The 12,408-nt window shown below is 62.0% G+C and carries 12 protein-coding genes and 1 pseudogene; 6 read left to right on the top strand and 7 right to left on the bottom strand.

The window, feature by feature from the left end:
- The first annotated feature begins 314 nt into the window (after window positions 1–314).
- Entirely contained in the window at window positions 315–1,511 is a 1,197-nt protein-coding gene (locus A3CW_RS0133595) for an NnrS family protein (protein ID WP_028207476.1), read from the top strand.
- Between the two features lie 35 nt (window positions 1,512–1,546).
- Here the strand turns inward: A3CW_RS0133595 and A3CW_RS0133600 are convergent, their stop codons facing one another.
- Together A3CW_RS0133600 and A3CW_RS0133605 are read right to left on the bottom strand one after the other, a co-directional pair.
- On the bottom strand, window positions 1,547–2,854 hold the full coding sequence (locus A3CW_RS0133600; RefSeq protein WP_028207477.1) for a hypothetical protein: 1,308 nt from the start codon (window positions 2,852–2,854) through the stop codon (window positions 1,547–1,549).
- A complete protein-coding gene (locus tag A3CW_RS0133605; protein WP_028207478.1) occupies window positions 2,854–3,087 on the bottom strand; it encodes a DUF2249 domain-containing protein in 234 nt (77 codons plus the stop codon). The genes A3CW_RS0133600 and A3CW_RS0133605 overlap by 1 nt, the downstream gene beginning before the upstream one ends.
- 280 nt (window positions 3,088–3,367) lie before the next feature.
- Between A3CW_RS0133605 and A3CW_RS0133615 the strand changes: the two genes are divergently transcribed.
- From A3CW_RS0133615 to A3CW_RS48380, 5 genes are read left to right on the top strand one after another with little or no spacing between them, the layout of a single operon-like run.
- Window positions 3,368–3,556 (top strand): hypothetical protein, encoded by a 189-nt coding sequence (locus A3CW_RS0133615; RefSeq protein WP_028207480.1) that lies wholly within the window; start codon window positions 3,368–3,370, stop codon window positions 3,554–3,556.
- Window positions 3,553–4,587 (top strand): ubiquinone anaerobic biosynthesis protein UbiU, encoded by a 1,035-nt coding sequence (ubiU, locus tag A3CW_RS0133620; RefSeq protein ID WP_035514733.1) that lies wholly within the window; start codon window positions 3,553–3,555, stop codon window positions 4,585–4,587. Before A3CW_RS0133615 ends, ubiU begins: the two co-directional genes overlap by 4 nt.
- 40 nt (window positions 4,588–4,627) lie before the next feature.
- Window positions 4,628–5,515, top strand: a complete 888-nt coding sequence (gene ubiV / locus A3CW_RS0133625) for a ubiquinone anaerobic biosynthesis protein UbiV (protein WP_028207482.1) — start codon at window positions 4,628–4,630, stop codon at window positions 5,513–5,515.
- A 31-nt stretch (window positions 5,516–5,546) separates the two neighbouring features.
- The gene (gene ubiT / locus A3CW_RS0133630; RefSeq protein WP_028207483.1) at window positions 5,547–6,026 is read left to right on the top strand and encodes a ubiquinone anaerobic biosynthesis accessory factor UbiT; all 480 of its coding nucleotides are present in this window, start codon (window positions 5,547–5,549) and stop codon (window positions 6,024–6,026) included.
- 23 nt (window positions 6,027–6,049) lie between these two features.
- Window positions 6,050–6,442, top strand: a complete 393-nt coding sequence (locus A3CW_RS48380; protein WP_035514735.1) for a putative zinc-binding protein — start codon at window positions 6,050–6,052, stop codon at window positions 6,440–6,442.
- Window positions 6,443–6,472: 30 nt separating this feature from the next.
- Here A3CW_RS48380 and A3CW_RS0133640 read toward each other — a convergent pair whose 3' ends face one another.
- The 5 genes and pseudogenes from A3CW_RS0133640 to A3CW_RS0133660 all read right to left on the bottom strand — a co-directional run bounded on the left by A3CW_RS0133640 (window position 6,473) and on the right by A3CW_RS0133660 (window position 12,253).
- A complete protein-coding gene (locus A3CW_RS0133640; protein WP_051481882.1) occupies window positions 6,473–7,207 on the bottom strand; it encodes an anaerobic ribonucleoside-triphosphate reductase activating protein in 735 nt (244 codons plus the stop codon).
- 1 nt (window position 7,208) lies between these two features.
- The gene (nrdD, locus tag A3CW_RS0133645; protein ID WP_028207485.1) at window positions 7,209–7,406 is read right to left on the bottom strand and encodes an anaerobic ribonucleoside-triphosphate reductase; all 198 of its coding nucleotides are present in this window, start codon (window positions 7,404–7,406) and stop codon (window positions 7,209–7,211) included.
- Between the two features lie 3 nt (window positions 7,407–7,409).
- Complete coding sequence (locus A3CW_RS48385) at window positions 7,410–9,176, bottom strand: ribonucleoside triphosphate reductase (protein ID WP_051481892.1); 1,767 nt, start codon at window positions 9,174–9,176, stop codon at window positions 7,410–7,412.
- A gap of 452 nt (window positions 9,177–9,628) precedes the next feature.
- Window positions 9,629–9,868 (bottom strand): annotated as a pseudogene (locus tag A3CW_RS0133655) (DUF2249 domain-containing protein); the annotation flags it as partial.
- 90 nt (window positions 9,869–9,958) lie between these two features.
- Entirely contained in the window at window positions 9,959–12,253 is a 2,295-nt protein-coding gene (locus A3CW_RS0133660) for a nitric-oxide reductase large subunit (protein ID WP_028207487.1), read from the bottom strand.
- Between the last annotated feature and the right edge of the window lie 155 nt (window positions 12,254–12,408).

Here is a 12,408-nt window from a genome sequence, read left to right on the forward strand (position 1 = left end):
AACGACAACGGAGCACGGCGTTGTCGCGCCGAAGTACCGCAGTGTCGTAAGCCGCCTGAATGCGGCTGTGCCCGGCGGTGGTGCAAAGGATGAACATTACTTTCGGCGGCCCCCGCGTCAAGCGGGATAAAGGAAATACTTAACACCGCTTCAGGAATACACGTCGCGCGTTCGCTGGTTGTTGCCGACGATCGCACAAAGCGCAGGCACTGGGGGTTGCGCGGCAGCAAATGCAGGTTCGATGCGAAGGCACATCATGTATCGCGGCCGTTAAAGCAACGAATCATCTCGGGCTTCATGTGGGAGAGTTTTCCGTGGTTCAATTTCTCAAGATCGAAGAGCCGCCGCGCGCACCCGTGTCCGCGCAGGGCTTCGCACTCTGGCGTCTGGGATTCCGTCCCTTCTATCTGCTCGCGAGCGGTTTTGCCGCCGCGTCGATTGCACTCTGGGCGCTGCAGTTTGCTGGATTGCTCAAGGGCGCCTATTTGCGCGGGCCGATCTGGCATGCGCATGAAATGCTCTTCGGCTTCACGCTTGCCGTGGTCGTCGGCTTCCTGCTGACCGCCGGGCGCAACTGGAGCAACCGGCCAACGCTTTCCGGTCCGCCGCTCGCGGCCCTGGCCGCGCTGTGGCTTGCCGGTCGAGTGCTGGTGCTGACGCCCTGGGGCTGGGCGGCGGCGATCGTCAACGTGGCTTTTCCGCTCGCTGCCGCGGTCGCGTTGGGCGTTCCGTTCTTCGCGGCGCGCAACCGCCGCAACTACTTCTTTGTCGGCCTGCTCGTGCTTCTGGCGCTGGCGCAATTGAGCGTGCATCTCGGCGAACTGGGCGTGCTGCGGCTGCCGGGCTGGGCAGGTGTTCAACTCGGGTTGGATGTTGTGCTCTTCATCATGTCCGTGATGGGAGGGCGCGTCATTCCGATGTTCACCAATAACGGCGTGCCGGGCGCGAGGGCAACGCGCAGGCCCTGGTTCGAAAAGGCCGCGCTCGGCTCGGTGCTGGCGCTGCTGGCTGCGGACACGTTCCAGCTCGGCGGCATCGCGCTGGCGTTGCTGTGCGCATGTTGCGCGGGTGCGCAACTGGCTCGCTGGTGGCTTTGGCAGCCGTTCAAGACCTGGCGCGTGCCGCTGGTCTGGGTACTGCACCTCGCGTACCTGTGGATACCCGTGCATCTGCTGTTACGCAGCTTTGCGGCGCTGGGCATGATCGCCCCTTCAGTGGCAACGCATGCATTGACGGCAGGCGCTATCGGCGGACTCGTGATCGGCATGATGACGCGCACTGCGCGCGGGCACACTGGCCGCCCGTTGCGTGCGGGCCGCGCCGACATTGCCTGCTACGTCATGCTTGCGCTCGCAGCGCTCGTGCGAGTGGCGTTGCCGATGGTGGCGCCGGCGCTGACGGTCCATGCGGTCTTGTGCGCCGGATTGCTATGGTCTGCCGGTTTCGCCCTGTATGCAATCGCCTATTGGCCGGCATTGACGCGTCCACGCATCGACGGACGTCCGGGTTGAACCACGGTCTCGGTGGCCTGGCCGGGGACCAGCGCTCAGGACGCACGGATCTGCATTGAGGAAGCCTTGCGCGCTACGCGCAGATAGATCCGGACGGCGCCGAGCATGTTCAGCCCGAGCCACGCCGCTGAAACGCCGACGCCCAGGCCGCCCATGCGCGCAAAGACCATGGGCCGCAGACTGGCCGCGAGCAACAATCCCAGGGCGGCCAGGTGCACCCGGAATTGCATTGAAGCCGCGCGATCCGGGATCATGTCCCTGACTTTCGGGGCGAAGCGCATGGCGGCGCCAGTGAGCGTACGTTGAGCGTGATACCAGAGCAGAAACGGGACGATCTTGTAGAGCATGCCGTTGACCAGCGACCACGCCACGCCGAAGAGCAGCAAGACGCCGAGCGCGACGGCGCAGGCGGGATTGCCCGTCTTGACGTGGATGGCCCACAGCGGTCCGCATCCGGTAAGGCATAGCATGGCCGTGCGCCAGAACAGTGTGATGGCGTCGGCCGCGGGACGCTTGCGCATCCACAGCAGACGGAGCGTGACAACGGCAAACGCGGTCAAGGCAACGAGCAGGAGCGCACCGAGCGAAGCTTCGATGCGGGGAATCATTGTGGCGCTGAGCGAAAACAGCGCGAGCAACGCGAACACGCCAGGTGCGAGGGCAACGGCGAACACACGCGGATAGGGTTCCGTCACGACGAACATCGGAATCAGCTGATATGCCATGCCGATGGTGAGCAAACCCACCCAGCCCGACAAGCCCCACATGGCATGAAGGTTGGTGAGCGCGACGATCGGCAGTGGTATGCCAAAGGCTTGCGCGCCCGCCAGTAGCAAGCCGAGAGCGATGGTCACGAGCAAGGCGACGAGCGCGAGCCGACTCGCACACAGCACATCCGCGACACCCTTACGCGCTGCGTGGCGATATCGCCAGAAGCCGATCGCGCACGCGGCGAGGAGCCAGGCAAACGCGGATGCGAGCAAGAGCAGCGCGATGGCATAGAGCGCTGGCATGCCCGCCATGAAAGCGGATGAGAGCGCCAGCGTGCCCGCTGTGAGCAGCGTATGCACGACGACCGCGCTCGCGCCGGTTCCCGCAACGCGAACGCCGGTAGCGACGGGGAGGATCTGTATGAGCGCGCCCACCATTACGCTCGTGAGAATGCCCAGTGTGAACAGATGCGTGAGCGCGAGCGAGACCGGGGACCAGCGCGATGCCAACGCGTCGGGTCCCTCCCACACGAGGAGACCGGCGGCCAGCAACGCGAAAACGGGGGCGTTGAGGAAGAACCGAAACGGTACCGAAAGCGCGGGCGAGCTGTCTGGCGAAATTGCGCGGCGCATTAGTGCTTGCGCCAGACACGGACTTCATGATGCCTCGGTGCAATCCTTTCACCGATGAATTCGAAGCCCTTCTCGATGAGCATTCCATACAGGGGAAACGGTTCCCGATCGATGACGACCAGCAACTGGTGATCCGGCTCCAGCGCGCCCAATGCGTGCATGACTCGCTCCAGCGGTTCAGGCGGCTGAAGGCCGCGCACGTCGAGATTGACTTCGTATTCTGGAAGGTTCATGAGTAATCCTCTTTAAGTTGAACATGGCGAGATGTGCCAACGCAGGTGCGTCCATGACATAACACTACCTGAAAGCCGGCACATTCTGGCAATAACCCCGTTGATGGTGCACGTTCCGGGTGCGATAGGGGCAATATTCTTGATAGACATTAAGGCGATCAAGTCACCGCGGTTCCAGACTGTCGATTTCCGCCAATTCGCTTTCTGCGCGGGCGGTCCGGCGATCGGCTCACTCGTCTGATTCAGGCGTCGGTTTCATTGGCCGCGCAGCGCACGTCTTATGTATCCATTCTTGCTTCGGCCCGACGGTCTGCTGCTGCAACTCTGCCTGACGCTCACGGCGCTGGACTGCATGCAGTCTTCATTGCGCGTGCCATTGAGGATAGGCCTCGTGCTGCTCGTGCTGGTGTTCTGCGGATTGAATCTCGACCACCGTCTTCTCACAACCTCGATCGGTTATCTTCCATGAGCCTGGCCAACACAAGTCACGATGCGTCGCCGCCGCTGGAACTGGTCTGCCCGGCCGGCAGTCTGCCGGCGCTCAAGGCCGCTGTCGACAACGGTGCCGATTGCGTCTACCTCGGCTTTCGCGATGCGACCAACGCCAGGAATTTCGCCGGCCTGAACTTCGACAAGGACGCGATTCGCACGGGCATAGCGTACGCGCACGCAAAGGGGCGAAAAGTCTTCCTTGCCCTGAATACCTATCCGCAGCCAGCCGGCTGGGCAGCGTGGCGAGAAGCCGTGGACGAAGCCGCGCGATGCGCGATCGACGCAATCATCGTCGCGGACGCGGGTTTGACGCGCTACGCCGCCGAGCGGTATCCGCAATTGCGTCTGCATCTGTCCGTGCAGGGGTCCGCGACCAACTACGAAGCGATCAACTTCTATCGCGAGCATTTCGGCGTCGTGCGTGCGGTTTTGCCGCGGGTTCTCTCCGTGACGCAGGTCGAGCAGGTCATCGAGAAAACGCCGGTGGAAATCGAGGTATTCGGGTTTGGCAGCCTGTGCGTGATGGTGGAAGGGCGCTGCGCGCTTTCCTCGTATGCCACCGGCGAATCGCCCAATACGCAAGGGGTGTGCTCGCCCGCCAGAGCGGTGCGATGGCAGCAAACACCAGACGGTCTGGAGTCCAGACTGAACGGCGTTCTGATCGACCGCTACGCCGACGGGGAAAACGCGGGCTATCCCACGTTGTGCAAAGGGCGCTTCGAGGTGACGGGCGAGCGTTACTACACGATAGAAGAACCGACCAGTTTGAATACGCTCGAGATCTTGCCCCGCCTCGCGCAGATCGGCGTGCGCGCGATCAAGATCGAGGGCCGGCAACGCAGCCCGGCCTATGTTGCACAGGTCACCCGCGTATGGCGCGACGCCATCGACCAGTGCCTGGCCAATGGACCGCGATATAGCGTGAAGCCCACGTGGATGGCGGAGCTCAACAAGGTCGCCGAGGGGCAGCAGCACACGCTGGGCGCATATCACCGCCCGTGGAAGTGACGGGAATGACGCATTTTTTCAGCATTCGGGAGTGGGCACTGTGAAGATTGCCTTGGGGCCGGTCCAGTACTACTGGTCGCGCACAGCAATGATGCAATTTTATGAATCGGTCACGGATGCGCCGGTCGACGTAGTGTACCTGGGTGAAGTGATCTGTTCGCGGCGGCATGAACTTCGATTCAACGACTGGCTCGATATTGCCGACATGCTGGCCAACGCCGGCAAGGAGGTCGTGTTGTCCACGCAGATTCTTCTCGAGTCGGGCAAAGACATGACGACGCTGCGGGAAATTGCCCACAATGGCCGCTACACCGTCGAGGCCAACGACATGGGCGCGGTGCATTGCGTCGAAAATACGCCGTTTGTCGCGGGGCCCTGGCTGAACGTGTATAACCCGCCAACTCTGGACTTGCTGGCCGGTCTGGGGGCGCGGCGCTGGGTGATGCCGCTGGAGATGTCGAAGGACGGCCTCGCGCGGATGCAGGCGGAACGGCCGCCCTCGATGCAAACGGAGGTATTCGCCTATGGCCGCATGCCGCTGGCGTTTTCGGCGCGATGCTTTTCGGCTCGGCATCGCAACTTTCCTAAAGACAATTGCCAGTATGTCTGCATGGATCATCCGGATGGCCTGATGATGCAAACGCAGGAAGGCAAGCCGTTCCTGGTTCTGAATGGCATATCGACGCAATCGGCGCTCGTATACAACCTGATTCAGGAAGTGGAGGCGTTGCGCGCGCTGCACGTGGATGTATTGCGTTTGAGCCCCCAGTCGCAACACATGGTCGAAATCGCGGGTTTCTTTCGTGACGCGATAGATGGCCGCCTGGATAAAGTCGACGCGCTTGCAAGCATGCTCCCCCTGATGGCCGGACAGCCCTGTGATGGCTACTGGTACGGCCTGCCTGGGCTGGAACGGCACGCCGTTTGAATTCGTTCTCCGCTCTCAAAAGAAATACGCAATGAGTTTCGCTACCTATCAACTGCCCTCGGTATTGAAAAACGCGCTGTCCCTGCTGCCGGCTTATCCCGGCTCCGTGTTGTTCGCGGGTGCGCTCAATGCGGTGTTGGCGCGGCACTTGCCCGCCGACACGCTGGATCGGCTCGACGGCCGCGCGCTGCGCATCGAGGCAAGAGACGCCGGCATCGGTTTCGATTTCGTTTGCCGTGGGGGCCGTTTTTCCGCGGTGCGGCCTCAGAGTGAACTGGCATTGACGATCAGTGCGAGCACGCACGATTTCATGTTGCTCGCGCAACGCAAGGAAGATCCCGATACGCTGTTCTTCAGCCGCCGCCTGACGATGGAAGGCGATACCGAATTGGGCCTGCTGGTGAAGAACACGCTCGATGCGACGGATCTGGCGGCGTATTTCTCTCTCGGCCGCTTCGCACCGGAACGCTGGCTGCGACGCGTCCGCGAAATGAAAGGTCCGTGGATGTGAACCCGTATTGAACGAGGTCTTCGATGACTGTTGACAGAAAAGCGTTGCCGCTCGTGTACTCCTGCTCGGGTTGTTCAAGCGCGGCGCAGATGGCCAATCATGTCGCCCTGCAGCTCGATCGGCGTGGCGCAGCGGAAATGTCCTGCATCGCGGGCGTGGGCGGCGACGTTCCTGCGCTGCTGAAGATTGCCGGCTCGGGGCGGCCCATCGTCGTGATCGATGGGTGTCCTCTGGTGTGTGCGCAAAAGTGCCTGCGGCGCCACGGCATCGCTCCCGACCAGCACGTTCAGCTGGCCGACTGCGGTGTGAAAAAGCGCTTCCACGAAGACTTCGATCGCGAGGAGGCGGAGCAGGTCATCAGCCGCGTGCTTGATTCCATAGTGGCGCTCGGTGCGATCCACGCAACGGCACGATGAGCCTGGCCGCGTTGCGTCCGCACGTACCTTTTATCCGCGTCGCAGCGTGAATGCGGGAAACAGCGCGGCTATCCTGCCGACGAGTTCGTGATCGGGATAGCCCGCCATCGATACGGCATTCAAGCCGTCATCGTCGCAACCCTGAGTGCGGAAGACCTGCAGCGCGTAGTTCGTGATGTTCATTGCCGCGAGTGTCTGCGCGAGTTTCAGGACTTCGCCTTCTGGCAGCAGCCCGGGATGCAAAGTGGTGCGGCATTCGTATTGCACGCCGCTGGCCAGCACGGCCTCGAGACTGGCCCGTGCATGTTTGCCACTAGAGGGAACGTGGGTGACGCTCGCATAGTCGCCAAACGCCGCCTTGACGTCCAGTCCAACCCAATCTACCAGCGGCAAGACTTCCCTGAGACGTCGCGGATGCGTGCCGGCAGTATGCAAACCAACCTTGAAACCTAGCGTTCTCACATCGCGAATGGCCTGCCCGAGCGCCGGATCGCCGGTAGGCTCGCCCCCGCTAAAGACCACGGCGTCGAGCAAGCCCACGCGGCGCGCGAGCAGGTTCAGAACGGCTTGCCACTCGAGCGCACCATTGCGGGTGCGCGGCTGCAAATGCGGATTATGGCAATACGCGCAACGCCACGGGCATCCCTGCACGAATACGACCGCGGCGATCTGGCCTGGATAATCGGTTGCGGTGAAAGGAACTACCCCGCCCACTCGGAGTGTGCGGGGCGCTTGCGGGCCGAAGTCCGGCCCGCGCGATTTCATCTCAGTGGGCAAGCCGTGCCTCGCGTTCGCTGAAATATTTGCGCTCGTGGAATTCGCCCTTCTTGCCGGTGTTGAACGAAGAGACCGGACGGTGATAACCCATGACGCGGGTCCAGATCTCGCAGGGCTGGCGTTCTTCGTCGGACAGCGTGACGCCAGCGTGGTTAGCCTTCACGGATTGAGAGAGTACGGTGCTCATGGTTCAGACCTCAGCGGGTTCGAGTTGAGAAAGCTTGCGTTGAAGGATTTCTTCGTCGCAACGTGGGCAAAACTTGTGGCTGCCTCCCAGGTAGCCGTGCTTCGGGCAAATCGAGAACGTGGGCGTGACGGTGATATAGGGCAGCGAGAATCGATTCAGCGCGCGTTGAACCAGTGTCCGGCAAGCGTTAGCCGACGAAAGCGGCTCGGTCATATACAGGTGCAATACCGTACCGCCCGTGTATTTTCGCTGTAGATCGTCCTGGCGCTCGAGCGCTTCGAACGGATCGTCGGTGAAGCCAACGGGCAACTGCGACGAGTTCGTGTAGTAAGGCATATCCGGCGTGCCGGCCTGCAAAATACCCGGAAGGCGTTTGCGATCTTCCTTGGCGAAGCGGTACGTCGTTCCTTCGGCCGGCGTGGCTTCGAGGTTGTACATGTGGCCGGTTTCCTCCTGATACTCGAGCATTCGCGCGCGCACATGGTCCAGCACGCGGACCGCCATGGCATGTCCCCATTCGCTGGTGATGTCGTGCTCGTCGGACGTGAAGTTGCGGATCATTTCGTTGATGCCGTTCACGCCCAGCGTGGAGAAGTGGTTGCGCAGGGTGCCGAGGTACCGCCGCGTGTATGGGAAGAGCCCGTTGTCCATGTGATGCTGGATGACTTCGCGCTTGATCTCGAGGCTCGTCTTGCCGAGTTCGAGCAGATCGTCGAGGCGCCGGAGCAATCCCGTCTCGTCGCCGGCATGGACGTGGCCCAGTCGTGCACAGTTGATGGTGACGACGCCAAGGGACCCGGTCTGTTCGGCGGAACCGAACAAGCCGTTGCCGCGTTTGAGCAGCTCGCGCAGATCCAGCTGCAACCGGCAGCACATGGAGCGGATCATGTTCGGCTTGAGTTCGGAATTAATGAAGTTCTGGAAATAGGGCAGTCCGTAGCGCGCTGTCATTTCGAACAGGCGGTCGGCATTCGGGCTGTGCCAGTCGAAATCGGGCGTGATGTTGTAGGTTGGGATCGGAAAGGTGAAGGCGCGGCCTTTCGCGTCCCCGGCCATCATGACCTCGATATACGCCTGATTGATCATGTCCATCTCGGCCTGCAGATCGCCGTATGTGAAGGACATTTCGCGCCCGCCGATCAGCGGCACCTGCTCGCGTAGATCTTCGGGGCAAACCCAGTCGAACGTGAGATTCGTAAAGGGCGTTTGCGTACCCCAGCGCGAAGGCACATTGAGGTTGTAGATCAATTCCTGAATGTATTGGCGAACCTCCGCATAAGACAGATTGTCGTGGCGCACGAAGGGGGCCATGTACGTGTCGAACGAACTGAACGCCTGCGCGCCCGCCCATTCGTTTTGCAGCGTGCCGAGAAAATTGACGATCTGACCAATGGCGCTCGACATGTGCTTCGGCGGCGAGGCCTCGACTTTTCCCGGTACGCCGTTCAGGCCTTCGTTCAGGAGCGTGCGCAGCGACCAGCCTGCGCAATATCCCGAGAGCATGTCCAGGTCGTGAATATGCAGATCCGCATTGCGGTGAGCCTGGCCAACCGCCGCCGGGTACACATGACTGAGCCAGTAGTTGGCAATGACCTTGCCCGAGACGTTCAGGATCAGGCCACCGAGCGAATAGCCCTGATTGGCGTTGGCGTTGACGCGCCAGTCCTGTTGCTCGAGATACTCGTCGATCGAAGAGCGGACCTCGATCAACGGCTTGTCTTGCTGGGTTTTGCCCGGCGCGCCTGGCGGCGCGGGGTCGTGGTCGGCGATCGAGGCGGGAAGCGCAAGAGGCACGGCGAACTCTCCTTTGAATACTAGATATTGTTGATGAGGCGATCTTATTAACTACATGTAGTGTGTGTCAACGACGCTCGACGGCGAGTTTGGCTGGACTTGATCCGTGCTAATTTCGCCGGGTTCGTGCTGGATGGCAGGCAGACGTGCGACGCGGAGGTCACGCATTGGACGCGTCACGTGGGACACGACGCGGCGATTACACGCACGCGTCGATGGCGATTGGCGATGTTCGAGGGAGAGAGGCCGGCACAGCGCGCGAATGCGGCTTGCCCGTGCGGGCCTTGCAGGAGGGAGGGATGTTGTTGGCGGAAGCAGACAGTGCGAGGCGCGGGTTAGCCGCCGCTGCACCCGCAGGCGCCGCCAGAACTGCCGCAGCCGCCCGCAGCCCGCTCCTGAGTGGCGGCGCTGCTCGAATCGGGGCTCGCGAGCACGAAGTCGATTACGACCTGCTCCGGCTGGCGCGCCACGTATTCGATACGAACCGGACGCGGATAGTACTGCGCGATTTGCTGCAAGAGGGGAATGGGGTCGTGGTCGTTCACGAAGCGCATCGTCTCGCCGTCGTCGAGCGCTTCCAGTGCACCGAAGATCGCCGCATGACGGAATCGTTTGGCAATGCCGCGCGCGTCGAATACATAGGTACGGCTGTCGAGAATATCGGCCATATCAGGCTCCTGGTGAAAATATTGAAAGTGTGAAAAGCATGTCCTGAAGGAAGCCGGCCACCGATCGTGGCCGGCTTGTCAATGCGGCGTTCAAACGCGCTGAGCCGCCTTGTGTGTCGTTTTGGCTTCGACAGGAACGGCCGCTTCGGGACGGCGCAACAGCAGCCGCGCGGCGAACCAGCAGAGGTACAGCACGCCTGCCGCGAACACCACGTCACCGGGCACACGCAGCCACACCAGCGTTTGCATCAGCTGCGAATGAATGACTTCCGGCGAGCGCGCATACCAGAGTCCCTTGCTCACGCTGGCCCATGCCTGGTAGATGCCCGAAGGCAGGATCGAGATGAACACCATCATGAAGAGGCCGATGTTGAGCATCCAGAACGCCATCTTGAGCAGTGAATCGTCCCAGGCCTCGCGCGACGACATGCCGCGCAGACAGAACAGCATCAGCCCGATCCCGAGCATGCCGTACACGCCGAACAGCGCTGCGTGACCGTGCGCCGGCGTCATGTTCAGGCCTTGCACGTAGTAGAGCGAGATGGGCGGGTTGATCGAAAAGCCCAGCAGGCCCGCGCCGACGGTGTTCCACACGCCCACGGCGACGAAGCACAGGATGACCCACTTGTAGGTCTGCACCCAAGGTGCGGCCTTCGTCCTGCGATACGTTTGCCAGCCTTCCAGCCCGATCAGTGCGAGCGGCACCACTTCGAACGCGGAGAACACGGCGCCGACCGCGATGACGGCAGTGGACGCCCCCGTGAAGTACAGGTGATGCAGCGTGCCGAGAATCCCGCCGAACATGAACACGATCGTTTCGAACACGATGGCGCGATTGGCCGTCGACATGCGGATCAGCCCGAGGCGCGAGAAGATCAGTGCGATCACGGCGGTGGCGAACACTTCGAAGAAGCCTTCGACCCACAGGTGCACGAGCCACCATCTCCAGTACTCGATCATCGAGTAGTGGGTGTGCTGACCCCACGCGAGCGACGACGCGTAGAAGAGCCCAATGCAGGTCGCCGAGAGGAACACCATGCCGATCAGCCCGCGGCCTTCGGTCTTGCGGTTCTTCAGCGCCGGCATCAAGGCGCGCCCCATCAGGAACAGCCAGATCATCAAGCCGACAAAAAGCAGGATCTGCCAGACGCGGCCCATGCTGGTGTACGCCAGGCCCTGATTGCCGATCCAGAAGCTGAAGCTGGTGCCCAGGTGCTTCAGCGAGCCCAGCCAGCCTGTCACGGTCGATCCCACCACGATGAAGAGCAGCGCCCAGAACAGCACATCGACACCGAGCTTCTGCAGTGGCGGCTCGTGCCCGGAAAGCAGCGGCGAGATATAGAGGCCGGTCGCGAGCCATGCCGTGGCAATCCACAGGACACCGAACTGGGTGTGGATCGTCCGGCTCACCACCCACGGCAACACTTCGGCAATCGGGATGCCAAAGAAGCTGTGCCCTTCGACCGCGTAGTGCGCGGTCAGGGAGCCCATGACCACCTGTGCCAGCAGCAGGCCGATCACCACGTAGAAGTACTTTTTGGTCGCGCGCATCGACGGCGTGGGCTTGACGTTGAAGAGCGGATCAGCGGCAGGTGCAGCCACCGACTCGTCTTCGTCGCTGTGCGAGGTGTGATACCAGAGCATCGCGGCAATGCCGCCGAGCAGCAGGATCACGCTGGCGATGGACCACATGCCGTTGGCGACCGTCGGCGTGTTGTCGACGAGCGGCTCGTGCGGCCAGTTGTTCGTGTACGTGATGCCGGTCTGACCGGGGCGGTCCGTGGTGGCCGACCACGCCGACCAGAAGAAGAACGCAGCCAGCGCCGTGCGGTCATCCGCGCCGGGAACGCTCCCCGCCGTCATGGCGTATTGGTCGCGCAGCGTGTTGAGCGCCGGGTCGGCGCCGAAGAGCGCTTCATAGTGCGTCGCCACCTCGCGCATCGCCTGGGCGCGCTGCTCCGTTACCGTGACGCGGTCCGTCTGCGGATCGTAACGGTTGGCGCGCATCTCGCGCTTCAGGCGCGCGTCGAGCTCGCCTTGCTGTTCGACGGGAAGATCCTTGTAGGCCTTGCCGAAATCTCGCTGCGCCCAAATGTCGCGCAGTTGCAGCGCTTCGCGGTGCAGCCAGTCGGCTGACCAGTCCGGGGCGACGTAGCTGCCGTGGCCCCAGACCGTACCCAACTGCTGGCCGCCGGCCGACAGCCAGACCTGCTGACCGCGTTTGATCTGGTCGCCCGTAAATACCGTGGCGCCGCTTTCGGTGACGACCGCGGCGGGAATAGGGGGCGCCGCGAGATAGATCTCGCGCCCCATGTAGAGTAGAGCGGCGAATGACAACAGGCACACCAGCCCGAGCCATTTCCATAGACGACTTGTTGACTGCATATCCTCTCTCCTTTTATCCGGAGGTGTAATGCACGGGAAAAAATGCCGGCGATCACCGCTCGTCGGCATGAGCGGTTTAAAAATCAGAATCGGTTCATGTTCAAGGGCTGTGCCAATTAGTCACGGGTTTGCCGGCTTCTGTAGCCTGTCGCTAG

The sequence above is a fragment of the Paraburkholderia nodosa DSM 21604 genome (genome assembly GCF_000519185.1).
Lineage (GTDB): Bacteria > Pseudomonadota > Gammaproteobacteria > Burkholderiales > Burkholderiaceae > Paraburkholderia > Paraburkholderia nodosa.

Coding starts and splice junctions, on each gene's coding strand:
- A3CW_RS0133600 (WP_028207477.1), bottom strand. CDS start 2,854: ATGCGCCGCGCAATTTCGCCAGACAGCTCGCCCGCGCTTTCGGTACCG.
- A3CW_RS0133605 (WP_028207478.1), bottom strand. CDS start 3,087: ATGAACCTTCCAGAATACGAAGTCAATCTCGACGTGCGCGGCCTTCAG.
- A3CW_RS0133615 (WP_028207480.1), top strand. CDS start 3,368: ATGTATCCATTCTTGCTTCGGCCCGACGGTCTGCTGCTGCAACTCTGC.
- ubiU (WP_035514733.1), top strand. CDS start 3,553: ATGAGCCTGGCCAACACAAGTCACGATGCGTCGCCGCCGCTGGAACTG.
- ubiT (WP_028207483.1), top strand. CDS start 5,547: ATGAGTTTCGCTACCTATCAACTGCCCTCGGTATTGAAAAACGCGCTG.
- A3CW_RS48380 (WP_035514735.1), top strand. CDS start 6,050: ATGACTGTTGACAGAAAAGCGTTGCCGCTCGTGTACTCCTGCTCGGGT.
- A3CW_RS0133640 (WP_051481882.1), bottom strand. CDS start 7,207: ATGAAATCGCGCGGGCCGGACTTCGGCCCGCAAGCGCCCCGCACACTC.
- nrdD (WP_028207485.1), bottom strand. CDS start 7,406: ATGAGCACCGTACTCTCTCAATCCGTGAAGGCTAACCACGCTGGCGTC.
- A3CW_RS0133660 (WP_028207487.1), bottom strand. CDS start 12,253: ATGCAGTCAACAAGTCGTCTATGGAAATGGCTCGGGCTGGTGTGCCTG.